The following is a 24,120-nucleotide window of genomic DNA, read 5'->3' as shown; positions in this document are numbered from 1 at the left end:
TTTCTCGCGGGCGTCCCGGCTCGGCGGTCAGGTGGAGCGCTCGTACCGCCAGCCGGTGTCCAGCATCCACAGCCGGTGGCGGGCGTCGTCGCGGGCGTCCGCCGCCGGGTCGCCGTACTGCGCGTCGCCGTGCCAGATGGCGACCAGCCCGCCCGGCGTCCGGCCGATCTGGGTCTCGAACAGCTCGGGCGCCGCGTCCCGCGCCGCGGCGAGGGCGGAGGCGACGCCTGGGTGCAGCGCGAGCGTCCACAACATCACCCAGGTCGGCGGGAGCAGCTCGACCTCGCCCTGGTCGCGAGCCGCCAGGGCGTCGGCCGGGCGCATCCAGCGGTGGTCGGTGATCTCGCCGCCGTCCACGACGACGTCCTGGTCAGGCGCCGGGCCCAGCAGGATCCACGTCAGGAACCGGCGCGCGGCCGCCGCGGGCGGGCACCAGCACGCCAGCGGCATCAGCTGGGCGCCGGCGATCGTCAGCCCCGCCTCCTCGGCCGTCTCGCGCACGGCGGCCCGGCGGGCGGCGGCCAGCTCCGCCGACGCGTCGAGACCGGCGTCGACGGGCCCGTCGAGGTCGCCGGCGTCGACCCGGCCGCCCGGGAAGACCCACGCGCCGGGCGCGAAGGACGCCGTGGCGCTGCGCCGCAGCAGCAGCACCTCCAGCCCGGCGGGACGGTCACGCAGCAGGGCGGCGCTGGCGGCGGGCACGACGGTGGCGGGTGAGGTCACCCGGCTGATCGTAGGGCGCTCGGTCACGAGTGGCCGCCTTCCGGATCCGGGCGGCGGGCGGCGCCGGTCACGCGAGGCCCGCGGGGACGGTCCCGATGACCGCCGCCCTGGTGAGCTCGGCGAGGCGGTTCTCGTCGAGCCCGAGCTCCTGGCCGAGGATCTCGTCGTTGTGCCGGTTCGGCAGGCCACGCAGCGACAGCGAGCCGGACTCGGCCTGGATAGTCAGCTCGCTGTTCGGGCGGCCGGCGCCGGCCCACGGCCCGCGCAGCCCCCACGGGGCGATGACGACGACGGCCGCGTCGCCGAACCCGGCGAGGAACGCCTCGTCGGGAGCGTCCGGCAGCTCCAGTAGCACGCACGCTGTCTGCGCCGAGCGCGGCGACGTCGGTCAGACCGCCGGGCTGCTCGGCCTTCCCGACATGCAGGTAGGTCGCCAGCGCGGAGCCCGCCGCCGGTGACGCCACCCGGTCACCGACCCGGGTGACCCGGGCGCCGGCGCCACGCAGCATCCGTCCCGCGTAGCCACCGGCCAGCGAACGGGACCATTCCGCGACGCGGATGCCGGCCAGCGGGAGGGCCTGCGGCGTCAACGGATCGGTGTCGTCGGCCCGCGCAGTCATGTCAGCTCACCGCCATCAGGTCACGGGAACGGCCAGCCGGCTACTCCGGCACCCGATGACTCACCAGGTGGCGATGCTCAGCCTTCTTACCTGATACGCCAGCCGTTTGTCCGGGCGCCAGGCGAACGCGGCGGTCAACGGGCCGGCGAACCTGCGGCGCCGCCGGTCCGAACCGGCCGGTCAGGAGGTCGTCGGCAGGCCGGCGGCCGCCCAGGCGTGGTAGCCGCCGACGATGTCGGTGGCGCGGTGCAGCCCGAGCTCCTGCAGCGCGGCGGCGGCGAGACTCGACGTGTAGCCCTCCGAGCACAGGATCAGCACCCGCAGGTCGTCGCCGGTCGCGACCGGCAGGCGCGCGTCGCTGGTCGGGTCGAGCCGCCATTCGAGCACGTTGCGCTCGATGACGAGAGCCCCGGGAACCTCGCCCTCGGCGGCCCGCTGCGCGGCGGGGCGGATGTCCACCAGCAGCGCGCCGTCGGCGATCTCCGTCGCCGCCTCCACGGGACCGACCCGGCTCAGCCGGGCGCGGGCCCTGGCCAGCATCCCGTCGATCCGGCTCCCGCAGCCTGTGCCATGCCCGCCACCGGGCTCGGGGCTGACGCCCTGGTCGGCGGCCGTGCCCGGCGCCGCATCGGCGGTGCTCACCGGGCGGCCGCCACCGTCGCGGCGCGCTGCCGGGCGAAGGGCGCGACCCGCGCGGTCAGCTGGGAGGCGGCCGGGACGGCGACGGAGCCGTCCGGGGAGGCGTAGCGCAACGGGACCTCCGGTGGCGAGTAGGCATGCACGGTCGTGGCGGCGGCCTGGGTCCGGTTGATGACCCGGTGGACGTGGTCGGCGCCGAACGCGACGACCCGGCCCTTGTCGTACCGGCGGGTGCCACGCGGCTCCCAGGATCCCCCGTGCGGGGCGTGGATGTCCTCCTCCACGGCGCCGTCGGCGACCGCGAGCGCGCCGAGCGCGCCGCCGTGGTCGTGCACCGCGGTGTGCTGGCCGGGGAACCAGCCGATCAGCCACACCTCGACGACGCCGGTCAGCAGCAGCCTGGTGTACCACCGCTTGTCGGGGTCGTGGCGCACGACCGGTCGCCACAGCCGCTCGGCCGCGGCGAGCCGTCCCGCCAGCTCGACCAGGGTCGCGGTGTCGAGCGGCTCGCCCTCGTCGCGCAGCACGTCGGCCGCGAGTGTCCCACCCGCGAGCAGCCCGGCCAGCCCGGCGGCCCCCGTCGCCGTCCCCGCGCATGTCTCGGCCGCGCCGCCTGGCGCCTGGGCCGGAAGATCCTCGCCGAACTGGCCGGAGCGGATGGGATGGGCCGGGGTGAGGCCCAGCAGCGCGGGGTGGACGAGAGGCACGTCTGGCTCCAGGCGGTACGGGCGCGCGCGGCGCGGGTCAGGTGCTTGCGGTGCCGCCGGTCCCTGGCGGGAGCCGGCGGGCCGGAGGCCGACCGAGACAGGAGCGCCGGCCCGGCAGCGAATCATCTCCTTCTCGACCGGGAAGGTCGAGAAGACGGGCCAAACGAACCTGGAGAGTAAATGATCAAAAAAGGTGGCGAGCCGCCAGGATTACGGCCACACGGTCAGCTCTCAGCCCGAAAGCGAGGCGAGGTCCCGGCGCGGCAGCGGCCCGGCGGCCGCGAGAAGCGGCCGGTTACCGGCAACAGGCGCCGCTGGCCAGCCGACCGTGGTCCGTCACGCGGTCGCTGTGCAGCAGCAAGAGGACGCCTGCCATGTGACGATACTAGCGCGCCCACGGGCCGACCTGCCGCAGGCCGACGGTCGCCGAGTTGCACTTGACACGGCTCACATATTCGCGGGAGTCTGCTGCCACCAATTTTCGCGGGAGTCTGCTCCTACGATGCCGGCGCGCCTGGCCTGGCCTGGCCTGCTCCCGCGTCCGCTCCCACACCCGCCGCGGCCGTCGCCTCTCCCGTGTCGTCACGCCCGCCGCCGGGGCCTGTTCGCACCATGCCCGCCGCCGGTCCAGCGCGGGCCGGACACCAGCCATCCGGGAGACCTGCATGGAAGACGTCGACGGCCTGCTCGCCGTGGCCAGCGCCGAGACCGGCCTGACCGAGTTCGGGGAGGGCACGTTCCACGAAGGCCTCGACCTGCTGGTCGACTCCCTGCTCAAGGAGGCGAGGCTCAGCGCCGTCGGGGACTTCGCCCTGCGCGACATCATCGTCCGGCTGCTGAAGAACCGTCTCCAGATCGAGGACTGGTACCACCGCTACCCCGAGATCGACGACGAGGTCATCCTCCGCCCGCTGATCGGGCTCGGGCTGCCCCGCACGGGTTCCACCGCACTGGCGGCGCTGCTCGGTGAGGACCCGCGGGCCCGGTCGCTCGTGCAGTGGCAGGCCGAGGAGCCGTGCCCCCCGCCGTCGACGGTGCCCGCCCCGGACCCACGGATCGCCCGCGCGCAGGCCAAGGCGGTGCTGATACGCCAGCTCTCGCCGAAGCTGACCTCGATGCAGCCGTCCTCGCCCACCGGGCCGTTCGAGGACCACGACCTGATGGGCCTCGACTTCAAGTCGCAGATCTTCCAGGCCTTCGCGCAGATCCCGTCGTACTCGGCGTGGCTGCTCGACGCCGACCTGACCTCCACCTACCGCTACGAGCACCGGGTACTCAAGCTGCTGCAGTGGGGCCAGGAACGCCAGCCGTGGCGGCTGAAGTGCCCGACCCACCTGATCTACCTCGGCCACCTCGACCAGGCGTTCCCGGACGCGCGCTTCGTGATGACGCACCGGGACCCGACCGAGGTCCTCGTCTCCGTCGCCGACGTGTACGCCACCGCCGCCGCGATGTTCAGCGAGGAGGTCGACCCGCGCTACCTCGCGGCCCTCAACGTCGAGCAGTGGGCCGTCGGCATGCGGCGCGCACTGGAGTTCCGCGACGCGGGCAACGAGGACCGTTTCTTCGACCTGGACTTCCGCGCGATGCGCCGCGACCCGGTCGGTGAGGTCCGCCGCCTCTATGCCTGGCTCGACGAGCCCGTCACCCCGGTGTTCGAGACCGGCATGCGGCGCTGGTGGCACGAGAACGCTGAGAACCGGGAGGAGACCGTCCATCCGGACCCGGCCGCCTTCGGCCTGGATCTGGACGCCGTCCGGCCGCTGTTCGCCGACTACGTGACGCGGTCGGCGGAATGGACCGCGCCGGAGCGGTCAGGCCACTGACCACCGTGGCGGGCCGCCGACCGCGTCGTGGCCACGACGTCGTCGGCCCGGCCGCCGAATTGCTTCCGCACCCGACCGGGCTCGCGTCACCCGCGCACCCGCCGACGAAAGGCGACCGCACCGTGGCCATGGACCTCACCGGCGGCCTCGACGAGGAATGGGAGTTCGTCTTCCCCCGGCAGCCCGACAACCCGGAGGCCCGCGAGTCGGTCAACGCCTGGATCTGGGACGACAGCGGCGCGTTCGGCATCCCCCGCATCGGCGTCGAGGCCGTCGCCGACCAGTGGGACACCCACGACGTCCAGGTCAACCTCGGGTTCGCCGACGGACGCGTCTACAACGTGTTCGGCCCCGGGCCGGTGCGCGACCCGGCCGGCCCGGACGGCCGGGCCCGCGTCCTGGGCGCCGGGCCGCTGTCGTTCGAGCTGGTCGAGCCCTACCGCCACCTGCGCCTGCGGCTCGACGGCACCGCGCTCGCGACCACCTCGGACGCCCAGATCAACGGCTGGACGCCCTGGAGCGGCGGCGAGCAGGTGCCCATCCGTGCCGAGATCGACCTCTACCCGGCCGCGCCGCCCTGGGAGAACGGCTCCACCAGCGAGGACGCGCGCCACATCCTGGCGACCCAGGAGGAAGGCGACCTGATCGGCTACCCCTGGCGGTTCGAGCAGCTGTGCCGGGCCAGCGGAACCGTCACCATCGGCGACGAGACCCACCGGCTGCACGGCGGCGCCGACCGGATCCGCCGGCAGGGAATCCGGCGGCTGGCCAAGTTCTGGGGCCACGTCTGGCAGGCGGCGCTGTTCCCCAGCGGCCGGGGGTTCGGCTTCCAGGTCTATCCGCCGCGCGCGGATGGCAAGCCCACCTACAACGAGGGCTACGTGGTCGACGGCGGCGAGCTCATCCCCGCCCGCGTGGTGCGCGCACCCTGGCTGCGGACCCTGCAGGCCAGTGGCCAGGACGTGACGGTCGTGCTGGAGACGGCGAAGGGCACGATCGAGATCGGCGCCGAGACGGTGCTCTCGACGTTCATGGTGATGCCCCCGGAGGTCGGCGGCGGGATGCAGCTCCAGCAGGGCCTGGCCCGCTACACCTGGGACGGCGAGTCGGCCATCGGCATGATCGAACGCTCCAGCACCCCGGACCAGATGTCCTAGCCGACGGCGCGTGACCTACGGCGACGGCGGCGTTGACGGTCGGTTGGGCGGCGCGGAGCGTAACGGTACCGGGAGTTCACCGGTATCTGGTTGCGCGCCCGCCCCGCCGGCCGACGAAATGGGTACATGAGCCAACGGAAGTCCGACCGCCACGGTCCCGAGGCCACCGGTGACTCCGCCTCAGGCTGCCCCGGCTCCCCCGGCGAGGCGCCGGCCCGCCGTGGTGTCTCCCGTCGCCACATCCTGATCGCGGGGGCCGCCACCGCGGTCGCCGGGGGCGTCGGGGGCGTCGCCGGGGGCGTCGGCGCGAGCCTCGCGAGCGGCGGCTCGACGCCCGCGAGCGCGACGAGCGACACGGCCCTCACGGGGACGATCGAGGACGTCAAGCACGTGGTGATCCTCATGCGGGAGAACCGCTCGTTCGACCACTACCTCGGCACGCTGCCCGGCGTGCGCGGCTTCGGGGACAAGCGGGTTCTCGAGTACCCCGGTGGCGGCGACGTCTTCCACCAGCCGGACCCGGCCAGGCCCGACGGCGGCGTCCTGCTGCCGTTCCGGATGGACAGCTCGCCGTACAACGCGTAGAACGCCTGCGACCTGGACCACTCCTGGGAAGGCGGTCACAAGGCGCTGGCCGGCGGGGCGTGGAACGGCCGGGTCGGGGCGAAGGCCAAGCACACCATGGGCTACTTCACCCGGGACGACATCCCTACCGGCACGCCCTGGCCATCGTCGCGTCCGGTGACGTCACGGTGACGCTGTCCAACAAGGGCTCCGTCGGGGTGAGCCACCTCGTCTACCCGAACAGGGTGCTGCCGTTCGCCGCGACGCCGTACACCCTGGCCGCGGGCGGGCAGGCGACGCACACCTGGCCCGGCGGGACGACGCCGGACCGGACCTACGACCTCAGCGTCTACGGCCCGGACCGGTTCCTGCGCCGGTTCGCCGGCGACGCGACCGGGACCTCGCCGGTGGTGAGCGCCGCCCTGGTGCTCGGCAGGACCCTCGGGCTGAAGCTGACGCTCGGCAACCCGTCGCGGGGGCCGGTCACGTTCACCCTGGCCGCCAACGACTTCGTGACGAAGACGCAGACGGTCACGGTCGGCGCCGGCGCCTCGTCGTCGGTCACCTGGCCGGTCGACCAGTGGGGCTACTACGACCTCGTCGTCTCCGCGCTGGGCGGCTTCCGCTACCGGTTCGCCTGCCGCGTCGGCTAGCCGGTCCGGCCACTTGGCCGGCCCAACGGAAAAGGGCGAGGCCCCGCACCGTGACGATGTGGGGCCTCGCTCGGCTTTGCGGCTGTCAGATCCTGTGGCCCCAGCAGCCCTTCGAGGCGTACCACGGGCTGGTGCCCTGCTGGGCGTAAAGCTTGTAGGCCTTGGCCCACTGCTCGGACACCGACGCGTTCTGCGGGAGGCCCCTGCCGCCGAGGCCGTGCCAGGTCGAGGGCAGGAACTGGAACAGCCCACCGGCACCGATCGAGTTCACCGCGTGGGGGTTGCCCCCGGACTCACACGGCACGACGGCCGAGAGGAAATGCGCCGCCGACGGACGGGCCGAGGCGGAGGCGGGCTGGGTGGCGACCAGACCGGTCCCGACCACCGCCGCGGCCAGCACCGGAGTGGCGACCATCGCACGGGCACGGGTGGAGAGGCCACGAAGCAAGACAGGAGTCCTTTCGGAAGGCACCAGGATCAGGTGTCCCAGGCGCTTTGGAAGATCGGCTGCGGGAGGCCGCGGGTCCACCGGCGGGCCGGGAGGCCCGGCCGCCGGTGGAGCGCGGACCGCTCAGAAAGCTCGCTGGAGGTCAGCGGGGAACGCGGCTGGGGAACCGCCGCGGGTGCGGAACTAGGCGCGGGAGGCGGCGGCACCTCGGCCGAGGTACGCCTTGTAGGCGCCGTTGGTGTAGGTCGACCAGGCGGTCGGGCCCTGGCGCGTGCATACGCGCTTGGCGGCCCAGGCGTTCGTCGAGACGTCGTACAGGTTGCGGCCGCCGACGAGGTCGCTGTTGGCCCAGAGGTTGACCTGCCACAGGCCACGCGAGTCCTCGATACCCGTGGCGTGCGCGTGGGTGTTGCCGCGGGACTCGGCCAGCGCGATGGCCACCCAGGTGCCGGCGGAAACCCCGCGGCAGCCGGCCAGGCCGGACCGCTTGGCGGCCTGCGCGATGGCGGTGTCGGAGACGGTGCTGGTCGCACCGTGACTGCCGGGCGCGGCGCTCGCCGGAGCGGCAGCCGCCAGGACGCCACCGGTGGTGACGACCGCACCCGCTGCCGCGAGGGCGGCGATACGGCTGCGCAGGCTGCTCGTGCGGTTGCGTCGGTACGACAAAGAAATGCTTTCTCGCGACACCTACGGATTCCCACGCCAGTGAAAGGCGCGTGTGGGCAAGGCCCGCTGGGCCTGGACCACGAACAGGGATTTGGCTTCCCCGGGGAGCTCGCTGGGCTCCACCCGTTTCTGCCCTCGCGTCATGGGAGACGGATGCACCGGGGCCTTGGGCAGAACTCGGCGTCGGCCCGGTGTGTGCGCCCGGCCCGTGTTTTCGTTTCTCACGGCCGGACGAGAACAAACTTAGCCCGGATCAAGAACCGAAGGCAAGCACTCTGGGTAACCAAACACGTGCCGGACTACTGACTTTTCGTGGCTCCCGGTGGCCCACAGTCATTACCGCCGACCTCACGTGACCGCCGTCACGGGCATGCTCGGTCGGTTAGCGCTTCTCGGTGACAGGCCAGCCACAATGCGTCGGCCATTCGGGGGTTCCCGGCCGCCGAGCATTCCTCGTCGGAGTGGCTGCGGGGCCGGCGAAGCGGGGGCATGGGGCGGTCCGGACGGGCAGGTGCCCTGGCCGACGGCCACCCGCCGTCGCGGACTCGGCCCGGCGCCGCTCACACCCCGTGAGCCACGCCCGCCCGAGCGGGGCCACAGCCCCAGCGGCCCGTCCAGCGGCCCGTCCACTCCTACGCGGTGGCTGGAGACCCGCCAGAAACACGACCACGACGTAGGACCAGCCGTTCGGCCCAGAAGCCACGCCCACCCAACCGGGCCCCACCCCCACGTAGGCCCAGCGGCTCGCCTCCTTGCCCCGAGACGTGACAGGGCCTCCCCGAACCGAGGTTCGGGGAGGCCCTGGTATTCAGCCCGCGGACGCCGCTGGTCGCTCGGGGTTCGCGGGGGTCAAGCCCTGCTTGTCACGACCCGCGGGTCAGACTCGTGCCGCGGCCGCGCGGCCGCGGGCCAGGAAGTGCTTGTAGGCGCCGTTGGTGTAAGTCGACCAGGCGGTCGGGCCCTGGCGGGCGCACACTCGCCTGGCCGCCCACGCGTTGTTGGAGACGTCGTACAGGTTGCGGCCGCCGACGAGGTCGCTGTTGGCCCACAGGTTGACCTGCCACAGGCCACGCGAGTCCTCGATACCGGTCGCGTGGGCATGGGTGTTGCCTCGGGACTCCGCCAGTGCGATGGCCACCCAGGTGCTGGCCGGAACGCCGCGACAGCCGGCCAGACCGGCCCGCTTGGCCGCCTGGGCGATCGTGGTGTCGGAGACGATGCTGCCGGAGGCGGCGCTAGCCGGAGACGCGGCTGCCAGCACTCCACCCGTGGTGACGACCGCACCGGCCGCCGCGACGGCCGCGATACGGGTGCGCAGGCCGCTGCTCTTACGGTTGCGTCGGATCGACAAGGAGGATTCTTTCCACGCGACACCTACGGACATCGCGCCCCATTTCGCCGAATCTCGGCCACCCTGGGGCGCGGTGAGCACGGTGCTCACAGCGGGGAACAGGACTGCTTCCCGGGAAACCCACCGTATTGGCGGGTTCCGCCCGTTCTGCCCTCGCGTCCCAGTGAGGAGACGACAGTGCACCGGGACCGCGGGCAGAAACTGGTGACGCCCCGGTGCGGGGGTCCGGTGGCGCTTGCGTGAAAACCACGCCTTGGCCGGACGAGCACCAACCTAAACAGGTAATCGGCGCACGGCAAAGCGCACCCGCGTTCTCGGTCGCCGACCGTCCGTGGCAATCCCTGAGACCCAGGAAAAGCGTCGGGCGCACTGTGACGGGCGCCATTGGGCGCCCGTTGTGGCCCGGCTTCTAGCCTGCTGCCAGCGTGGCCCGCCCGCCGCGTTCCGCCACGTCCTCCCCGCGGACGGCGACCAGCCGGGGCCATCCGTGCAGCCGCACGATCCGCTCACGGCTGATCTTGTCGACAGGGTTGTAGACGACGAGCCGGACGCCCGGGAGATCGGCCATGTCGAGGTTGGTCGTCCGCAGCGCGACCTCGCCGACCTCCGGGAGCCGGAACCGCTTGTCGCACGGCCCGGGCGGCGCGACGTCGTGGGTCGCCCACAGCCGCGCGAACAGCGGGCTGGCCGCGCAGAGCCGGTCGACGAACTCCCGCCACTCCGGGTCGCCCAGATGCTGGGTGTACCGGTAGCGGAAGACGGCGACGGCGCGGTGCGCCTGCTCGTCCAGGTTCACCAGCAACTCGCGGCCGCGCGGCGTCACGAACATGAACCAGAAGGAGTTCCGCAGGGGCGTCGGGGAGCTCACCAGCTCCGGGAACATCGCCGCGTAGGTGTGGTTCCAGCCGAGCACGTCGGACCGGTGGTTGACCAGAGCCGCCGGCAGTGGCTCGAGGCCGTCGAGGATGGACCGCAGGTCGTCCGGCGTCGACTCACGTTCGACGACGGCGACCGCCGGCTGCGTCACCTCGGCCAGCCGGTAGAGGTGCTCCCGCTCGGCCTCGTCCAGCCGCAACGTCCGCGCGACCGCCCCGAGCACCTGGGCGCTCGCGTTGATCGGCCGGCCCTGCTCCAGCCAGGTGTACCAGGTGACCCCGACCCCGGCGAGCTGGGCGACCTCCTCGCGCCGCAGCCCCGGGGTGCGCCGGCGCGCGCCACCCGGCATGCCGACGTCCTGCGGGGTGATCCGCTCGCGCCGGCTGCGCAGGAACGACGCCAGCTCGGCCCGCCGCTCCCCGCCCGGAGTCCGGCGCGGTGGCGGGCCCGCGGGTCGTTGTACTCCCTGTTCCGCCCCGCCCAGGTCCGGCTCGATGGTCGTCACACGTTCCAGGCTGCCCGATGACCGACCCCGTAGCCAGGTGCTCTCGCTACCAGTGTGAGGAGACACCCGATCCTGGGACCTTGCGAGACTCCCGATCATGCCGTTACCGGCAGGCACCGCCGTGGCACGTCCAGGATCGAACGTGCACCCCACACCCCGACGCCCTCGTCCGGCGGCTACGCGCGAAGATCCCCGGCACCGTGGCCTTCGACACGAAACCCGAACTGGCGATCACGATGGTCAAACGCCTGGTCAGCGCCAGCCTGCAGGTCAGATGGGTGGCGTTCGACGAGGTCTACGGCCGCAGCGAGGCCCTCCGCAAGGTGATCGCGAAGCTCGGCCTCGCCTACGTCACGATCATCCCCTGCGACCAGCAGATCACCCTGCCGTCCGGCGCGACCGTCGAAGCCAAGGACGCGCTCGCGCTCGCAGACGGAGCCGCCACCTGGGCGAGCGGGCCGGGCGGGCCGGGCGGGGGGTGCCGACCATCCCCGCGCAGCGGGCCCCGCAGCCCCAGGAGAGCGGCGCTGACCTTTGCATTCACCTCTTCGCCTCGCTCAGCGATGCCCTCGTCCCGCACCTCGGCGGCCAGCGCTGCCCGGCCGACCTCGGCCCGATCAGGCTGTCCATGGCCGAGGACCAGCGGCTCGAGGACCTCGAGGAGCGCTACACGACGGGACTGATCACCTGGGACATGCTCATGTTCGGGCTCCGCTGGTCACAACGGCGCCGATGTCACCAGCCGTGGCCCGACGGCACCACCGCCGCCGCCACCTCACGGCCATCGCCTCGACCACCTAGCCGCCAGCGGCCAGAAGGGGGGTCACGCCATGTAACCACGGCCGGCACCAGACCTGACGCTCTGCGGTAGCGCGATGACTCATCAGAAAACCGCGACTGTAATACCCACCTGCTGATCGCACTCTGAGTACGACGCCCGACGGGCCATGGACACGGTCCTCGGCACAATCCCATCAAAAGGTCCAGGGAGGGCCCACGTCTTGGGACTGCGAGACCCGGTGCCGCGGCAACTTCCCCTGGTACTGCCAGTACTAGCATGAGCAGGCTCTCGTTACCGGTACTGGGCAGGCCGCAGGCTGGCAACCATGACACAAGCGATCGAGACGGCCGGAGGGCGACCCGGCACCCACCCGCCGGGCCCTGACCACGCGGACACCACGCCGGCGAGCGTCGCCGCCATCCCCACCCAACCCGGGGCGCCGGGGCGGCTTCCCACGCCACCGGCGCCGGCCACCGTCCCCTCCGGCGCCACCGCTCCGGCCGCCCGCGGGGGCCGGCTGGCCCTGGCCCTGCTGCTGCTCGGCCAGTTCATGGCCATCCTCGACGTCAGCATCGTCAACGTGGCGCTGCCGACGCTGCGCACCGACCTGCACACGTCCGACTCCGGCCTGCAGCTCGTCGTGGCCGGCTACATCCTCTCGTACGCCGTGCTGCTGATCACCGGGGCGCGGCTCGGCGGGATCCTGGGCCACCGCCTGACGTTCCTCTCTGGCCTCGCGGTCTTCACCGCCGCATCGCTGGCCTGTGGCCTCGCGCCCGGGTCCGGCTCACTGATCGCGTTCCGCTTCGTCCAGGGTGCCGGGGCGGCGCTGATGACCCCGCAGGTGATGAGCCTGATCCAGCGGACCTTCACCGGCGCGGCGCGAGCGCGGGCGCTCGGCCTGTTCACCGCCGTCGTCGCGGGCGGGGTCGTCGTCGGGCAGGCGGCGGGCGGGCTGCTGGTCAGCGCCGACATCGCCGGCTCCGGCTGGCGGCCGGTGTTCCTGCTGAACGTGCCGATCGGCGTCGCGTTGCTGATCGCCGGGCCGCGTTCGCTGCCGGCCGACCACGGCGACCGTGGGGTGCGGCTGGACCTGCCGGGGCTGCTGGTCATGAGCCCTGCGGTGCTGCTGGTGGTGCTGCCGCTGATCCTCGGCCACGACGAGGGCTGGCCGGCGTGGTGCGTCGTGTCCATCGTCGCCGGGCTCGCGCTGTTCGGCTGCTTCATCGCGGTCGAGCGCCGGATCGCCGCCCGCGGGCGGCGGCCGCTGATCTCCGGGCAGGTGCTGCGCGTCCCGGGCCTGCTGCCCGCGATCGGGGTGCTCATCCTCGCGCCGGCGACCTGGAGCGCGTTCCTGTTCACCACCACGCTGCACCTGCAGGGTGACCTGGCGATGACGCCGTTGCGCTCGGGGCTCGCGTTCGTGCCGTGCATCGCCGCGTTCGCGCTGGTCAGCCTGACCTGGCAGCGGCTTCCGGCCGCCTGGCACCGGTGGCTCGTACCGGCCGGGCTCACGCTGGCGACCGTGTCCTACCTGGGCATCGGGCCGCTCGCCGGCGGTGGCGCCCGCTACGAGGTGGTCACCGGGCTGATCGGGCTCGGTCTGGGCGTCATGCCGATCATCATGACGGTCGCGCTGGAGCACGTCCCGTTCGAGGTCGCGCCGGACGCCAGCGGCCTGCTCCTCACCGTGATGCAGCTCGGCCAGGTCATCGGCGTCGCGACGATCGGCACCCTGTTCCTGACGGTCGCCGCGAACCACCACTCGACCCGGCACGCCGAGTACCCGACCGGCTGGGCGCTCGCCGCCGCGACCGCGCTCGCCGCGGCCACGGCGGTGGTCCTGGCCCGCCGCCGGGTGGCGATTGCCGAGTAGACCGGGACTCGCCCGACACGTCAGCCGCCCCTTCCGCGCCGTCGCCAGTGCGCCGCCATCCCGGCGCCCGGCGACCCAGCGGAAGGGGCGGCCATGCGCAGTAGCAGGGACGATCCCACCACCGCGACCTGACGGATGTTGATGGATCCTGGCGGACATGACAGATGCGGGCGAAGCGCTGCCAGGCCGCGGCCCGCAGCGGCCGAGACTGCAGTTGCAGCACCGACGCCGGGCAGGACGCCGAGACCGGTCCTTCCACCGCCGCGGCGACCGCCTCGGCCTTGCCGGCGCCGGTCGCGACCAGCAGCAGGTGACGGGCCCGCAGGATGGTGCCCAGCCCCTGGGTCAGCACGTGGCGCGGCACTTTCTCCAGCGAGCCGAAGAAACGCGCGTTGTCGGCCCGGGTCTGCGCGGTGAGCGTCTTGAGCCGCGTGAGGCTGGACAGCGACGATCCCGGCTCGTTGAACGCGAGATGGCCGTCCGACCCGATCCCGAGCAGCTGGACGTCGACACCGCCAGCTTCGACGATCAGCGCCTCGTACCGCTCCCCCGCCGTGGCCAGCCGATCCTCATCCGGATCCGGCCCGTGCACGCGATCGGGGTCAATGCCGAGGCCGTCGGTCAGCTCCCGCGCGATCGTGACCAGCTAGCTCTGCTCATGGGCCGGGAGGCAGGCCGACGTATTCGTCGAGGTTGAAACACCGCACCTCGTCATAGGACGGGCCCGCGCCGGCCCGGTGGCGGCGGATCAGCTCCTGGTAGGTCGGCAGCGGGGTCGAGCCCGGTGGCCAGCCCGAGCACCGCGGCCGGCGTACGGCGGGCTTGGGCCTCGACGACATCGGCCGCGAGCGCCGCGACCTGCTCGGCCGTGGTGAGGGGCACGACCTCCATCAGTACCGTCCGTTCCTGTCGTAGACGACGTTCCCGCCCACGATGGTGGCGACCACGTCGAGTTCCCGGTCGAGAACCGTCACATCACCGCGTGCGCCAGGCCCGAGCGACCCTCGGGCCGGGTCGCCGACGAGCGCGGCCGGGGTCGAGGTGGCGCACGCGACGGCCTCGCCCAGCGCGCAGCCGGTCGTCGCCACGAGTGTGCGCAGGCACTGCGGCAGCGACGCGGCCGAGCCGGCCAGCGTCCCGGCCGGCTGGCGCACGGTGCCGGCAGAGACGATCACGTCCTGGTCGCCGAGCCTGGCCGGGCCGTCGGGCAGGCCGAGCGCGGCGGTGGTGTCGCTGACCGCGAGGAACCGGTCCGGGCGCAGCGCGCGCCAGGCGAGGCGCAGCGTGAGCGGGTCGAGGTGATGCCCGTCCGCGATCACCCCGGCGGCCAGCCACGACCCGCCGAGCGCGGCGCCGATCGGTCCGGGCTCGCGGGCGCGCAGCGGTGGCATCGCGTTCCCGAGATGGGTGACGAGCCTGGCCCCGGCGTCGACCGCCGCCGCGACCTGCGCCGCCGTCGCCTCGGTGTGGCCGACCGACACCAGCACGCCGCGGGCGGCCAGGTCGCGGATCGCCTCCAGCGCGCCGGGCAGTTCCGGGGCGAGGGTCGCCAGGAGGACGCCGTCGTCCCGGGACCAGCCGTCGATCACGGCCGGTGACGGTGGCACCAGCCAGCGCTCGGGATGCGCGCCCTTGCGCCCTGCGGCGATCATCGGCCCTTCGTAGTGGAGCCCGAGCGGGACGGCGCCCGCCCAGCCGGGGGGCGGGCCCGCCCGGAACGCCGCCAGGGCCCGGGCCCGCGCCTCCGGCGCCGAACTGATCACGGTCGGCGCGAACGCGGTCACCCCGAACCGGGCCAGCGCGGCCGCGACGTCCCACAGCCGGTCCGGCCGGTCGGTCAGGTCGTCGCCGGATGCGCCGTTGACCTGCAGGTCGATGAGGCCGGGCAGCACGTAGCAGCCGGTGGCGTCGTAGGACGCCACGCCGCCAGGTGGTGGACCGGCCGCCACCCGGCCGTCGACGATCGTGACCTCGACCGGCCTGCCGGTGGCAGCGACACCCCCGGCGACCCGCAGGTCACCGCTCACGACGCCGACCCGGTCATCCGGCGTCCCCGATCAGGGCCGCGCCCAGCGCGCCGACCGGAACTCCCTGGGGTACCAGCGCCAGCCGGCTCGCCAGGACCAGCGACGACAGGAACGGCGAGGTCGCGGCCTGCGCGCGCAGGGCCGCGACCACCCCGTCCAGCAGCGGAGCGCCCAGGTTGGCGACACCGCCGCCGAGGATGATCGTGCGCGGGTCAACGGTCAGGCCGAGCATCCGGATCGCGTCGGCGACCCCGTCGACGAACCGGTCCCGGGCCGCGACCGCGGCCGGGTCGCCCGCCGCCGCGGCCGCGAACAGCGCCTGGGCGGGCGGCACGTCCGACGCCGGCCACGCCGCCGACGCGGCCGAGCCGGACGCGATCAGCTCCAGGCAGCCCTTCTGCCCGCAGGAGCAAAGCTCGCCGGCCGGGTCGACCGGCACGTGCCCGATCTCGCCGGCGGCGCCGTGCGCCCCCCGCCGCAGCACGCCGTCGAGCACGAAGCCGGCCGCGAGCCCGGTGCCGAGACTCACGTAGGCGAGGTCGTCGGCGCCGCTGAGCACGTGCGCGCCCCAGGTCGCGGCGTTGAGGTCGTTCTCCAGCGTCACGTCGGCCGCGCCAGCCCCGGAGCGGCGCAGCGCGCCGGCCCGCACGCCGATGCGCTCGGCCAGCGGGAACCAGTCGCCACCGAGGCCGAGGTTCACCGCGTGCTGCACGGCACCCCGGCCGCGGTCGACGATGCCCGGCACCCCGACGCCGACGGTCGTCGGCAGCGGTCCCTCGATCTGCTCGGCGAGCCGTTCGAGCACGGTTCCCGCGGAGGCCAGCACCCCGTCGGGCCCGGCGACCGTGCGCTCCCGCGCCTGGGCCAGCACGGTCCCGTCGCCGGCGACGACGACCCCAAGGATCTTCGTCGCCCCAATGTCGAGGCCCACTCGAGCCCCACCCACGCTCACGCGACCCCCAGCTCGCCGGACAGGACCAGCACCGCGGCGCCGGCGAGGACGACGTCGTCGCCCAGCGTGGAGGTACGTACCACGAAGTCCGCCGTGCTGACGGCCATCGTCCGCTCGCGCCAGCTGAGGCTGGGGGCATCCAGTACGACACCGCGGGCGTCGACGACGCCGGGGGTGCCGACGCCGACGCCGAGCAGCGGCCGGTCCGTCGCCGCCCGCAGTTCCTCGGCCAGGCGCACCGCGAGCCGGACCGCGTCCGTGCCGGCCCGGCCCTCCCGGGGCAGCTCGACCCGCGTCTTGACCACGCCGAACAGGTCCTGGACCGCGCCGATCATGCGGCCGGCAGGCACGCGCCGGACGATCCGTAGTGAAGTGTGATTTCCGCGCACAGACCCGGCGCGGCGGGTGCCGCGTACACCGGCATCTCGGGCGTCACACCCGGCCCGCTGGCCGTCCGGCGGCAGCGTTTGTCACAGTAGGCGGGACCTCTCACAGGTTCCGCTGGTATCACCGTTGTGTCGCGACGAGGACGCCAGTCCTGTGTCGCGTCCCCCGCCTGACCTGCCGTTCGACAACCGCCATTCGACTCGGTGCCCGCCGGCGCCACCGTCCCGTGCCCGCCGGCCCGCCACCGGAAAGGCCCGCCCGATGGCCAGCAACCGCCCGCGTCCCGCCTCCACCACCGCCGAGCAGCCCGGCGGGGGGAACCGGCGGGACAGCGCCACGCCGTCCGGCGGGAGCAAGTCCCAGCCGAGCCCGGCCTCGCCACGCGGCTCGGGCGGGCCGTCCGGCGGCCAGCAGAACGCCCGGACCAACGCGGCCCGCAAGAAGGCCGCGGCGCTGCGGGCCGAGCAGGCCAGGCGGGACAAGCGGCGCCAGATCTTCGGGTGGTCGGCCGGGATCGGCTCGATCGTCGTGCTCGCCGTCGTCGTGATCGTCCTGGTCGTCACCGTCGGCAGTGACAAGCCGTCGGCGACCAACAGCAGCTCCGACGTGGCGACGAGCACGCTGACCGGCCCGCAGGGCCCGGAGGGGATCGTGCTCGAACAGGGCACGGTCCTCGCACCCGTCACCGCGGCGGCCAACGGTGAGACCGTCGACGGCGTCAAGTGCGAGGCTCAGGAGCAGGTCGTCTACCACATCCACGCGCACCTGACGATCTACGTCAACGGGACGATGCGACCGGTGCCTGCGGGTATCGGCATCGTCGAGCCGCAGAACTCGTCGGCCGCCGGCCAGCCCGAGATGGACTCGGCCACCGAGTGCTACTACTGGCTGCACACGCACGCCCAGGACGGCGTCATCCACATCGAGGCCCCGAACAGCGCGACCTACACCCTCGGGAACTTCTTCGGCATCTGGCGCCAGACGCTGAGCGCCGCCCAGGTCGGCTCGGCCTCCGGCAAGGTCACCGCCTACGTCAACGGCAAGCCGTTCACCGGCGACCCGGCGACGATCCCGCTGACCAGCCGCGCCGACATCCAGCTCGACGTGGGCACCGCCACCCCGGCGCCACAGAAGGTCGACTGGTCGATCTCCCAGCTCTGACGCACCCCCACGCCCGGCCCGCCTCGGCCCCGCCGAGGCCGGCCGGCGCGCACCGCCGCCTCGCGGCGGTTCGCCGGACGCGGGCGTGAGCAATCCGCGGGCCTGCGACAGGATGGACGGATGGGCAAGGATCAGCAGGGGTTGGTCGAGGCACTGACCCGGGCCGGCGTCACCGAGGTGGACGACTCGGCCCGGCGGCGGGCCGAGTACTCCTCCGACGCGTCGAACTACCGCGTGGTACCGGCCGCGGTCGCCTACCCGCGCGACGCCGACGAGGTGGCCGCGGCGCTCGCCGCGGCCCGGCAGGTCGGCGCGCCGGTCACGGCCAGGGGCGCCGGGACCTCGATCGCGGGCAACGCGGTCGGGCCGGGACTGGTGCTGGACTTCTCCCGGCACCTGAACAAGGTGCTGTCCCTGGACCCGGAGGCGCGGACCGCGCTCGTCCAGCCCGGGGTGGTCCTCGACGCCGTGACGGCCGCCGGGGCCGCGCATGGCCTACGGTTCGGGCCCGACCCGTCGACGCACAGCCGGGCGACGATCGGCGGCGCGATCGGCAACAACGCCTGCGGGTCCCGCGCGCTGCGCTACGGGCGGACCGCGGACAACGTCGTCGACCTGGACCTGCTCACCGCGTCGGGCGAGCGGCTCACCGCCCGGCGGTTCGGCCGGGACGGGCTGGCCGCGGCCGGCCCGCTGGGCAAGGCCCTCGACCAGGTCGTCCACGCGAACCTGGGCCTGATCCGCACCGAGTTCGGCCGCTTCACCCGTCAGGTGTCCGGCTACTCGCTGGAGCACCTGCTGCCGGAGAACGGCGCCGACCTGGCCCGGTTCCTGGTCGGCACCGAGGGAACGCTCGGCGTGGTCGTGGCGGCGACGGTCGGGCTGGTCGAGGAACCGGCCGCGGTGGCCCTGGCGGTACTCGGCTACGAGGACATGCCGACGGCGGCCGACGCCGTCGCGGCGGTGCGCCCGCATGCGCCGGTGGCGCTGGAGGGGATGGACGCCCGGATGGCCGAGGTGCTGCGCGAGCGGCGCGGGGTGTCGGCCGTCCCGGAGCTGCCGCGCGGCGGGGGCTGGCTGTTCGTCGAGACCGCCGGAGCCACCGAGGCAGCGGCCGTCGCCGCCGCCTGGCGGCTGGTGGCCGACGCCGGCTCCCTGGACGCGGCGGTCGTCACCGGGGCGACCGCGCGGGCACTATGGCGGATCCGGGAGGACGGCGCGGGGCTCGGCACCCGCACACCGTCGGGTGACCCCGCCTGGCCCGGTTGGGAGGACGCCGCGGTGCCGCCGGAGCGGCTCGGCGCCTACCTGCGCGAGTTCAAGGCGCTGTTGGCCACGCACCGGCTGGACGGGCTGATCTACGGGCATTTCGGCGACGGCTGCGTGCACGTGCGGATCGATTTCCCGCTCACCTACGGGCGCGGTGGCGGGCCGTTCCGGGAGTTCATGCTCGCCGCCGCCGACCTGGTCGCCGCGCACGGCGGCTCGATGTCGGGCGAGCACGGCGACGGCCGGGCCCGCAGCGAGCTGCTCAGCCGCATGTACTCGCCCGACGCCGTGGCCGCCTTCGGCGCCGTCAAGCAGATCTTCGACCCGGACAACGTGCTGAACCCCGGGATTCTCGTGGACCCGGCCCCCGTCGACGCCGACCTGCGCGTCCCGGCGGCGCGGCCGCTGCGTGACGGCCTCGCCTACGCCTACCCGCACGACCAGGGCGACCTTTCCATCGCGGTCCACCGCTGCGTCGGGGTCGGGCGCTGCCGCTCGGACAACACCGGGGCCGGCGGCGTGATGTGCCCGTCGTTCCTGGCCACCCGCGACGAGAAGGACTCGACGCGGGGCCGGGCCCGGGTCCTGCAGGAGCTCGCGAACGGCAGCCTCGTCGCGGGCTACCGGTCGAAGGAGCTGGCCGAGTCGCTGGACCTGTGCCTGTCGTGCCGGGGCTGCGCCTCCGACTGCCCCACCGGCATCGACATGGCGACCTACAAGTCCGAGGTGCTGCACCAGAAGTACCGCCGCCGCCTGCGGCCCGCCGCGCACTACAGCCTCGGCTGGCTGCCCCGGCTGGCCCGGGTCGCCTCGCAGGCGCCCAGGCTCGCGAACGCCGCGCTGCGCGCCCCGGGAGCCGCCCGGCTGGCCAAGGCCGCCGGCGGCGTCGACTCCCGCCGCGAGCTCCCGGTCTTCGCCCCGCGAACCTTCCGCCAGTGGTTCGCGAACCGGGGCCAGGCACGGCCGGACGGCGTGGACCGGGTGCCGGCGTCGGCCGCCGGCGGATCCGTTCGCCCGGTCCTGCTGTGGGTCGACACGTTCACCAACCACTTCACGCCCGAGGTCGGCCAGGCGGCGGTCCGGGTGCTGGAGGCCGCCGGGTACGAGGTCAGCGTGGTCGACCAGGCGGTGTGCTGCGGGCTGACCTGGATCAGCACCGGCCAGCTCGACGCCGCGAAGCGCCAGCTGGGCCGCAGCCTCGACGCCCTGGAACCCGCGCTGGCCGCCGGAACCCCGATCGTCGGCCTGGAGCCGTCCTGCACGGCCGTCCTGCGCCGCGACGTCACCGAGCTGCTACCGGACGACCCGCGCTCCGCCCAGGCGGCGGCCGCGACCAGGACCCTCGCCGAGCTGCTCACCGCGACGCCGGGCTGGTCGCCGCCGCGGCTGGACGGCGTCCGCGCGGTCGCCCAGCCGCACTGCCACCACCACGCCGTCCTCGGCTGGGAGAAGGACGCCGCGCTGCTGGCGGCGGCCGGCGCCCAGGTCACCCGGGTCGGCGGCTGCTGCGGCCTGGCCGGCAACTTCGGCGCGGAGAAGGGCCACTACGACGTCTCGGTCGCCGTCGCCGACACCGCCCTGCTACCGGCGGTCCGGGCCGCCGGCCCGAACCCCACCGTGCTCGCCGACGGCTTCTCCTGCCGCACCCAGCTGACCCAGCTCGCCGCCACCCCGTCCCACCACCTGGCCCAGCTCCTCGACGAGGCCACCCCCGACGCCGCGCCGCCCGGCTAGCCGAGTCGCGGCGGGTACAGTCGCGGCTTGAATTTTGTAGATGGAATCTACAAAATTGGGAGTTCCCTACATGGCGGCGTCTCCGGGGTTCGTCCCGACAGCAGCCGGTCCCACGCGGTCTGCAGGGCGCCGTCGAACACGTCGTCCTGCTCGGCGAGCCACGGCAGCTCGTCCAGGACGACGACAGCGGGCCGGTCCGGCAGGGCAGCCGCTAGGGAGCGCAGCGCATCAGGCCAGCCGCCGGCGGCCTGGACGGGGACGAGCTCGCGGGCGTGATCGGTCGGGCACCCTTCCCTGGCCGGCCGTCGAGGCCGTCGGAGGCTGGTGGAACCGCCAGTTCGACCCGGAGCTCGACCTGGTCGGGGCAGACCGTGGTCCGGGCGCCCGCGAGCTGCACGTCATCGGCTCGATCAAATGGCTCGGCACCCCGTTCGACCGGCGCGATCTGGCCGTACTCCACCGCGGCGCCGGCACCGCCGACCTCGCCCCGGACGACCTCGCCGTCGTCTGGCGCCCGGCCGGCATCCTCGCCGCGTGGACAGTCGCGGGCTGACCGTGCCGACCACGACGAGCGTCTCAATCCGGGCGGGTGTACGCGGCGCGTTGGCGGGCGAGGACGTGGTCGCGGGCGGCGACGCCAGCATCGTCGCCCGCTGCGCCGGTGCCGGCCGCGGCGGGGGCGACCCAGGTGTCGAGGTCCGGGTGATGGAAGAAGACGACCGAGTAGCGGTCGGTCTGCGGGACGCCGGGGGTGCGGGGCGGGTTGACGACGCGGTGGAGGTTCTTCGGGATCTGGCCCCGCGTCCACAGGTGCAGCAGGTCACCGGCCTGGAGCAGGACCGCTCCCGGCGGGAACTGGACCGCCGCCCAGGCGCCGCCGGGGCCGACCGCGGCCTCCAGGCCGGCGCGGCCGTCGGCCCACAGCAGGGTCAGGCCGCCGATGTCGGCATGGGCACGCTGCCGGGTCTGGCCCGGGCCCGGCTCGTCGGGCTGGGCGAGGTAGTGGTTGACGCACAGGTTCGAGTGCTGCCGGGCGGTCCAGGACGGCAGGTCCGCCGCCGGCAGGCCCAGCGCGCCGGCGATCGTCTCGACCAGCCGGTTCGTCAGTGCCCGCGCCGACCGGTAGTAGGCGGTCCAGGCCGCTGTCAGCCGAGCCGGCCTGTCGGGCCACAGGGAGAACTCCGCGGCCCAGTCGGCGTCGGAGGAGAAATCGGCCGGATCCGGCAGCGCCAGCTCGTAGCGCTCCAACAGCAGCGCGTCCGCGCCACCCTCGTAGAGCGGCTGCCAACCGGCCCACTCCCCCGTGCCCGGCCAGCGCACCCGGGCTTTCTGCGCCGGGTCCAGCGCGAAGAACTCTTGGGAGGCGGCGAGCACCGCGGCCAGGTCTGCGTCGAAGGACCCCCTGGCGGAGAACTCGTCGAGGCCGGTGAGGAACACACACGAGTGCGCGCGCAGCGCCTCGACCAGCGCGGCGGCGGACGTCGCGGGAAGGTCGAGTTCGGGCACCCGGGCCACGGGAACAGCAGCCATCACGTCTCCAGGTCGGTGGGTGACACCGGGCCGCCGTTCCGACGCTGGAGGTAGATACCCGGAACGCCACCGACGCTAGCCGCAGCCCGACCGGCCGGTCAACCGGCGCCCATCCCGCACCGGGGAGGGCCACCGAGCGGGCTGTCCCCTGCACGCGGCTCTCGCCTCCGCGGCGGCGAAGGGGGTCGGCAGCCGGGATAGCGTGGCCAGATCGGCGCAGGTGGCCCCGTTTCGGGTGATGGCGCGCATGACTGCCACGCAGGAGAAATCTTCGAAATCAGCGTTGTGCTGACGGTTCTGTTGCTGTTGGAGGTTCTTCCCTCGGCCGGGGCCGGGCTCGGCCGGTTCGAGGTCGGGAAGACGCGGTTGGACGGGCTCACCCGGCTGGGGCTGGCGGACGGGCGTCACCTGTGGGTCGTTCCCGTCCTTGGCGTGGTCCACCTGGTCGGCGACGCGGCGGTCCTTCTCGGAATCTGGCTGGCGGTCGCCGGCAGCGCGGGCGCGGCGCTGGAGGCAGCCGTGTTCGGGTGGGTGCTGTCCCGGTGCTGTCCCGGCAGCTTCGCGCCGGCGACCGCGGTCGCGCCCTGTTCGCCTACACACTTTTCACGACGATGGCACTGGCCGTTCTCGTGGTCGACGCGCTGCGCTGAAACGGGGCACGTGAGACGCCTTCTACGTCGTTCCGAGAACGCGGTACCTGTTCAGGCGCGTCTGCCAAAGGCACACTCGAAGGTGCCGCCGGACGCTGGACGACGTCGGGGCGGCTGGCGAGGCCGGCTGGCGAGGAGTGACGCCATGGCGCTCGGCAGCGCGAAACCAGCCTTCCGCTGCGAGAGTTGTGATCAGCGGAAGAGCGGCAGGAGCACGTTGTCCGTCACCAGCCGGCGGCTGTGCGCCGGCTGCTCGGACCAGCTCGCCGCGACGGCGGCGGCCATGATGGTCAATTCCGAGAATCCGGTCGGCCAGGCCATCGCCACGACCGGCTGGCTTGCCGCGCTGCGCGCGCACCGACGGGCCCGCCAGGGCGACTGATCACGACGACGCCGGCCCGGCCGGCGCCGGCCTCTCCTCGGTCGCGGCAAGCAGCGGGCCGTCGCGCCAGCGGGCGACGGCGGCGCGGCTGGGGAGGCGGACGACCGCCAGCTCCGGGCGCCGCTCACGCAGCGAGGCGATACGCAGCGCCGTCTTGTGGTGGGTTCGCCAGGCCCAGCGGACAATGTGGTCGGGGTCGGTGAAGAATGCGCTCAGCGGGGGCTCATAGTTGCCGTTCCAGAGTTCCACTCTCCGCAGCCTGCGGCGCAGCGTTCGGCCGATGACCTGGCGCATGACGGTGCTGCGTGGAAGGTCCAGCCACAGCACGAGATCGGCGCGGTCGGCGAGCAGCCCGCGCACCGAGCTGTACTGCCACTCGGTCGCCCAGCTCGGCTGGCTGGTGAACGCCTCCACGTCGTCGACGAAGCTTTCCCGCGGCACCCAGTTCGGGCCGTGAAACAGGCCGTCGATGTCGACGTGCGGAATGTCGAGGACCTCGCCGACCCGGCGCGCGAGCGTCGTCTTGCCCGAGCCCGACGTGCCAGCCACGACTACCCGTCGGGGCAGGCACGGCAACGGATCCTCGGCATCCAGCAACGGCACCGATCGACGGTACCGCCGGGCCGGCGGCCACAC

At 73.7% G+C, this 24,120-nt stretch carries 24 protein-coding genes and 1 pseudogene; 10 read left to right on the top strand and 15 right to left on the bottom strand.

The window, feature by feature from the left end:
• Nucleotides 1-27: 27 nt before the first annotated feature.
• The 4 genes from FRADC12_RS25680 to FRADC12_RS25665 all read right to left on the bottom strand — a co-directional run bounded on the left by FRADC12_RS25680 (nt 28) and on the right by FRADC12_RS25665 (nt 2,689).
• Nucleotides 28-750, bottom strand: coding sequence for an NUDIX hydrolase (locus FRADC12_RS25680; protein WP_045878547.1), 723 nt, complete (start codon nt 748-750; stop codon nt 28-30).
• Nucleotides 751-790: 40 nt separating this feature from the next.
• Complete coding sequence (locus FRADC12_RS33565) at nt 791-1,078, bottom strand: hypothetical protein (protein ID WP_045878546.1); 288 nt, start codon at nt 1,076-1,078, stop codon at nt 791-793.
• Nucleotides 1,079-1,523: 445 nt separating this feature from the next.
• Nucleotides 1,524-1,883, bottom strand: coding sequence for a rhodanese-like domain-containing protein (locus FRADC12_RS25670; protein WP_045880233.1), 360 nt, complete (start codon nt 1,881-1,883; stop codon nt 1,524-1,526).
• 98 nt (nt 1,884-1,981) lie between these two features.
• A complete protein-coding gene (locus FRADC12_RS25665) occupies nt 1,982-2,689 on the bottom strand; it encodes a cysteine dioxygenase (RefSeq protein ID WP_052711315.1) in 708 nt (235 codons plus the stop codon).
• A 665-nt stretch (nt 2,690-3,354) separates the two neighbouring features.
• Between FRADC12_RS25665 and FRADC12_RS25660 the strand changes: the two genes are divergently transcribed.
• The 4 genes from FRADC12_RS25660 to FRADC12_RS32545 all read left to right on the top strand — a co-directional run bounded on the left by FRADC12_RS25660 (nt 3,355) and on the right by FRADC12_RS32545 (nt 6,889).
• Nucleotides 3,355-4,515 carry a sulfotransferase family protein gene (locus tag FRADC12_RS25660; protein ID WP_045878545.1) on the top strand — a complete coding sequence of 387 codons (1,161 nt, stop codon included), beginning with the start codon at nt 3,355-3,357 and terminating at the stop codon, nt 4,513-4,515.
• Between the two features lie 128 nt (nt 4,516-4,643).
• Nucleotides 4,644-5,672, top strand: a complete 1,029-nt coding sequence (locus FRADC12_RS25655; RefSeq protein WP_232304200.1) for a DUF7064 domain-containing protein — start codon at nt 4,644-4,646, stop codon at nt 5,670-5,672.
• Nucleotides 5,673-5,798: 126 nt separating this feature from the next.
• Nucleotides 5,799-6,257: an alkaline phosphatase family protein gene (locus tag FRADC12_RS32550; protein WP_045878544.1), complete on the top strand. Its 459-nt coding sequence runs from the start codon at nt 5,799-5,801 to the stop codon at nt 6,255-6,257.
• 167 nt (nt 6,258-6,424) lie between these two features.
• Nucleotides 6,425-6,889: a phospholipase domain-containing protein gene (locus tag FRADC12_RS32545; protein ID WP_045878543.1), complete on the top strand. Its 465-nt coding sequence runs from the start codon at nt 6,425-6,427 to the stop codon at nt 6,887-6,889.
• An 85-nt stretch (nt 6,890-6,974) separates the two neighbouring features.
• Here FRADC12_RS32545 and FRADC12_RS25640 read toward each other — a convergent pair whose 3' ends face one another.
• From FRADC12_RS25640 to FRADC12_RS25625, 4 genes are all read right to left on the bottom strand, one after another.
• Nucleotides 6,975-7,304 carry a transglycosylase family protein gene (locus FRADC12_RS25640; RefSeq protein ID WP_045878542.1) on the bottom strand — a complete coding sequence of 110 codons (330 nt, stop codon included), beginning with the start codon at nt 7,302-7,304 and terminating at the stop codon, nt 6,975-6,977.
• Between the two features lie 216 nt (nt 7,305-7,520).
• A complete protein-coding gene (locus FRADC12_RS25635) occupies nt 7,521-8,003 on the bottom strand; it encodes a transglycosylase SLT domain-containing protein (protein WP_045878541.1) in 483 nt (160 codons plus the stop codon).
• Between the two features lie 877 nt (nt 8,004-8,880).
• Nucleotides 8,881-9,354: a transglycosylase SLT domain-containing protein gene (locus tag FRADC12_RS25630; RefSeq protein ID WP_232304048.1), complete on the bottom strand. Its 474-nt coding sequence runs from the start codon at nt 9,352-9,354 to the stop codon at nt 8,881-8,883.
• Nucleotides 9,355-9,763: 409 nt separating this feature from the next.
• Nucleotides 9,764-10,735, bottom strand: coding sequence for a helix-turn-helix transcriptional regulator (locus FRADC12_RS25625; protein WP_084011183.1), 972 nt, complete (start codon nt 10,733-10,735; stop codon nt 9,764-9,766).
• A 17-nt stretch (nt 10,736-10,752) separates the two neighbouring features.
• On the opposite strand from FRADC12_RS25625, the gene FRADC12_RS28795 reads away from it, so the two are divergent.
• The gene (locus tag FRADC12_RS28795; protein ID WP_084011182.1) at nt 10,753-11,418 is read left to right on the top strand and encodes a transposase; all 666 of its coding nucleotides are present in this window, start codon (nt 10,753-10,755) and stop codon (nt 11,416-11,418) included.
• 423 nt (nt 11,419-11,841) lie between these two features.
• Complete coding sequence (locus FRADC12_RS25615; RefSeq protein WP_045878539.1) at nt 11,842-13,392, top strand: MFS transporter; 1,551 nt, start codon at nt 11,842-11,844, stop codon at nt 13,390-13,392.
• Between the two features lie 271 nt (nt 13,393-13,663).
• Here the strand turns inward: FRADC12_RS25615 and FRADC12_RS35190 are convergent.
• The 5 genes and pseudogenes from FRADC12_RS35190 to FRADC12_RS25595 form a co-directional block, all read right to left on the bottom strand.
• Nucleotides 13,664-13,984: pseudogene (locus FRADC12_RS35190) on the bottom strand (6-phosphogluconolactonase); the annotation flags it as partial.
• A 119-nt stretch (nt 13,985-14,103) separates the two neighbouring features.
• Nucleotides 14,104-14,283, bottom strand: coding sequence for a hypothetical protein (locus FRADC12_RS35185; RefSeq protein ID WP_232304047.1), 180 nt, complete (start codon nt 14,281-14,283; stop codon nt 14,104-14,106).
• Nucleotides 14,283-15,419, bottom strand: coding sequence for an N-acetylglucosamine-6-phosphate deacetylase (locus tag FRADC12_RS25605; protein WP_045878538.1), 1,137 nt, complete (start codon nt 15,417-15,419; stop codon nt 14,283-14,285). The genes FRADC12_RS35185 and FRADC12_RS25605 overlap by 1 nt, the downstream gene beginning before the upstream one ends.
• A gap of 13 nt (nt 15,420-15,432) precedes the next feature.
• Nucleotides 15,433-16,350: an ROK family protein gene (locus tag FRADC12_RS25600; RefSeq protein WP_232304046.1), complete on the bottom strand. Its 918-nt coding sequence runs from the start codon at nt 16,348-16,350 to the stop codon at nt 15,433-15,435.
• A gap of 17 nt (nt 16,351-16,367) precedes the next feature.
• Nucleotides 16,368-16,721, bottom strand: coding sequence for a hypothetical protein (locus FRADC12_RS25595; RefSeq protein ID WP_198153040.1), 354 nt, complete (start codon nt 16,719-16,721; stop codon nt 16,368-16,370).
• Nucleotides 16,722-17,019: 298 nt separating this feature from the next.
• On the opposite strand from FRADC12_RS25595, the gene FRADC12_RS28790 reads away from it, so the two are divergent.
• A complete protein-coding gene (locus tag FRADC12_RS28790) occupies nt 17,020-17,919 on the top strand; it encodes a hypothetical protein (RefSeq protein WP_052711171.1) in 900 nt (299 codons plus the stop codon).
• Between the two features lie 120 nt (nt 17,920-18,039).
• On the top strand, nt 18,040-20,922 hold the full coding sequence (locus FRADC12_RS25585; protein WP_045878535.1) for an FAD-binding and (Fe-S)-binding domain-containing protein: 2,883 nt from the start codon (nt 18,040-18,042) through the stop codon (nt 20,920-20,922).
• Between the two features lie 576 nt (nt 20,923-21,498).
• Here FRADC12_RS25585 and FRADC12_RS25575 read toward each other — a convergent pair.
• Nucleotides 21,499-22,452 carry a 2OG-Fe(II) oxygenase family protein gene (locus FRADC12_RS25575; protein ID WP_045878533.1) on the bottom strand — a complete coding sequence of 318 codons (954 nt, stop codon included), beginning with the start codon at nt 22,450-22,452 and terminating at the stop codon, nt 21,499-21,501.
• A gap of 527 nt (nt 22,453-22,979) precedes the next feature.
• Between FRADC12_RS25575 and FRADC12_RS33945 the strand changes: the two genes are divergently transcribed.
• Both FRADC12_RS33945 and FRADC12_RS25565 read left to right on the top strand, forming a co-directional pair.
• A complete protein-coding gene (locus FRADC12_RS33945; protein ID WP_255355227.1) occupies nt 22,980-23,102 on the top strand; it encodes a hypothetical protein in 123 nt (40 codons plus the stop codon).
• Between the two features lie 217 nt (nt 23,103-23,319).
• Nucleotides 23,320-23,484 (top strand): hypothetical protein, encoded by a 165-nt coding sequence (locus tag FRADC12_RS25565; RefSeq protein WP_232304045.1) that lies wholly within the window; start codon nt 23,320-23,322, stop codon nt 23,482-23,484.
• Here FRADC12_RS25565 and FRADC12_RS25560 read toward each other — a convergent pair whose 3' ends face one another.
• Nucleotides 23,485-24,033 carry a P-loop NTPase family protein gene (locus FRADC12_RS25560; RefSeq protein WP_232304044.1) on the bottom strand — a complete coding sequence of 183 codons (549 nt, stop codon included), beginning with the start codon at nt 24,031-24,033 and terminating at the stop codon, nt 23,485-23,487.
• Between the last annotated feature and the right edge of the window lie 87 nt (nt 24,034-24,120).

This window comes from Pseudofrankia sp. DC12 (assembly GCF_000966285.1).
Lineage (GTDB): Bacteria > Actinomycetota > Actinomycetes > Frankiales > Frankiaceae > Pseudofrankia.
The sequence above is the reverse complement of the archived record's forward strand: the minus strand, read 5'-3'. Positions and strand labels throughout refer to the sequence as shown.

Coding starts and splice junctions, on each gene's coding strand:
- FRADC12_RS25670 (WP_045880233.1), bottom strand. CDS start 1,883: ATGCTGGCCAGGGCCCGCGCCCGGCTGAGCCGGGTCGGTCCCGTGGAG.
- FRADC12_RS25660 (WP_045878545.1), top strand. CDS start 3,355: ATGGAAGACGTCGACGGCCTGCTCGCCGTGGCCAGCGCCGAGACCGGC.
- FRADC12_RS25655 (WP_232304200.1), top strand. CDS start 4,644: ATGGACCTCACCGGCGGCCTCGACGAGGAATGGGAGTTCGTCTTCCCC.
- FRADC12_RS32550 (WP_045878544.1), top strand. CDS start 5,799: ATGAGCCAACGGAAGTCCGACCGCCACGGTCCCGAGGCCACCGGTGAC.
- FRADC12_RS25640 (WP_045878542.1), bottom strand. CDS start 7,304: ATGGTCGCCACTCCGGTGCTGGCCGCGGCGGTGGTCGGGACCGGTCTG.
- FRADC12_RS28795 (WP_084011182.1), top strand. CDS start 10,753: ATGACCGACCCCGTAGCCAGGTGCTCTCGCTACCAGTGTGAGGAGACA.
- FRADC12_RS25615 (WP_045878539.1), top strand. CDS start 11,842: ATGACACAAGCGATCGAGACGGCCGGAGGGCGACCCGGCACCCACCCG.
- FRADC12_RS35185 (WP_232304047.1), bottom strand. CDS start 14,283: ATGGAGGTCGTGCCCCTCACCACGGCCGAGCAGGTCGCGGCGCTCGCG.
- FRADC12_RS28790 (WP_052711171.1), top strand. CDS start 17,020: ATGGCCAGCAACCGCCCGCGTCCCGCCTCCACCACCGCCGAGCAGCCC.
- FRADC12_RS25585 (WP_045878535.1), top strand. CDS start 18,040: ATGGGCAAGGATCAGCAGGGGTTGGTCGAGGCACTGACCCGGGCCGGC.
- FRADC12_RS25575 (WP_045878533.1), bottom strand. CDS start 22,452: ATGGCTGCTGTTCCCGTGGCCCGGGTGCCCGAACTCGACCTTCCCGCG.